Raw genomic sequence first — 1,512 nt, 5'->3', positions numbered from 1 at the left:
GGGCCAGCGAGCCAGCGAGCCAGCGAGGTTGAACAACCACAACCATCGACCTTTTGAATCTCAACACCCGGTCGACCGTTGGGTTTCTTGCGTAGTTTGGGATATAACAACACCACCGTGGCAATCTTGCGCTACTTGTTCCGCCCGCGGGCCTGACGTACGCTGCACCTGCGGCGGTCGTCGGCGTGGTTTTGTTGTTTATCATGGAATACCTCGGGCACCTACCAGTGATCACAACAGGGCCAACGACTATGGCCGCGGTGCCGACGACTATTTCCTGACTGGCCATTTTGAGGAGGCCGGGCGTGAGAGAACCCAGCAGTCTGCTCGGGCGGTCACGAACGAGTCGAGAGCTCGGGGCCCGCCGTTCCCGCCGTGGCACGGCAGCCACCGCCGTCGGCAGCGGTTTCGTTCACAACGGAACCACACTGACCGCCGACACCCCGCCGTGGACGCTGGCGCGCCTGTGGGCGCCCGACGGGCTCGGTGCCGCGCTGGAAGAGGTGACCAGCCGGGTCCAGCGGCCCGCCGTCCTGACCTTCACCAGCGCGACGCTCGGCGCGGTCGTCCACTCCTGGCTCGTCGCGGCTCCCGCCCGGCCCGTCGCGGTACTCAACGGCAGGCACGTCAACGACGCCCTGGTCGCCGGATTCGCCGACCGCGTCGACGCCCTGCGGCGGATGGACGACGTCCTAGGCGGGGAGGATGTGCACGGGCTCGCGGTGTCCGAGCTGCGGGTGATCGTCCGGCTGCTGCGCACCGGTGCATACAGCCAGGACCAGCGCGCGCGGCTCTACGCCGTCGCCGCGGAACTCGCCCGGCTGGCGGGCTGGGCCGCGTTCGACAGCGGCCGTCACCAGATCGCCCAACAGTTCTGGCTGGTGGCGCTGCGCACCGCCCACGAGGCCGGTGACCGGGCCATCGGTGCCAACATCCTGCGTTGCATGGCGGAACAGGCGGTGCGCTACGGCGACCCGGCCGACGCGGTCACCATGCTGCGCGCGGCCCGCGCGGGCGCCGGGGACGCCCTCACGGCGACCGAGAAGGCGGTGCTCGCCGGCTCGCTGGCCATCGCCCATGCTCAGGTCGGCGACAGCCGAGCCGTGCGGGCCGAGATCGCCGAGGCGTTCACCCAGATCGAGCGGGCCGAACCCAGCGAGGATCCGGACTACGTGTACTGGTGTTCTCGTCCGACCATCGAGTACTACGCCGGCAAGGCCCTGTTGTGCATTGGCGACGCCGCCGCCGCCATCGGGCACCTGAGACGGTCCGTCGACGAGCTCGACGCCTGCGAGTACCCACGCGAGCTGATTCATCACCGGGTCTGGCTCGGTGTGGCCCAGGTCGACGCCGGCGAGGTGGAGCGCGCAGTCGACCTCGGCTACCAGGCAATCGACCTTGCCGGTTGCGTCGCGTCGGAGAATGCGAGGGTCGATGTCCTGACCCTCTGCGGCGCGATCGAGATCGCCGGGCATCCCGGTGCCGCCGCCCTCGCCGAACACGCCCGCACCG

1 protein-coding gene is annotated in these 1,512 nt (G+C 69.4%); it reads left to right on the top strand.

Annotated features, from left to right (window positions below):
- Positions 1-305 precede the first annotated feature (305 nt).
- Positions 306-1,512: hypothetical protein (locus tag U9980_RS25810; RefSeq protein ID WP_322770305.1), on the top strand; the 1,207-nt coding region annotated here is incomplete at its 3' end.

Origin of the sequence: Protofrankia sp. Cr1, from assembly GCF_963555865.1 — a bacterium.
Lineage (GTDB): Bacteria > Actinomycetota > Actinomycetes > Frankiales > Frankiaceae > Protofrankia.
This window is presented reverse-complemented; position numbering and strand designations above follow the sequence as displayed.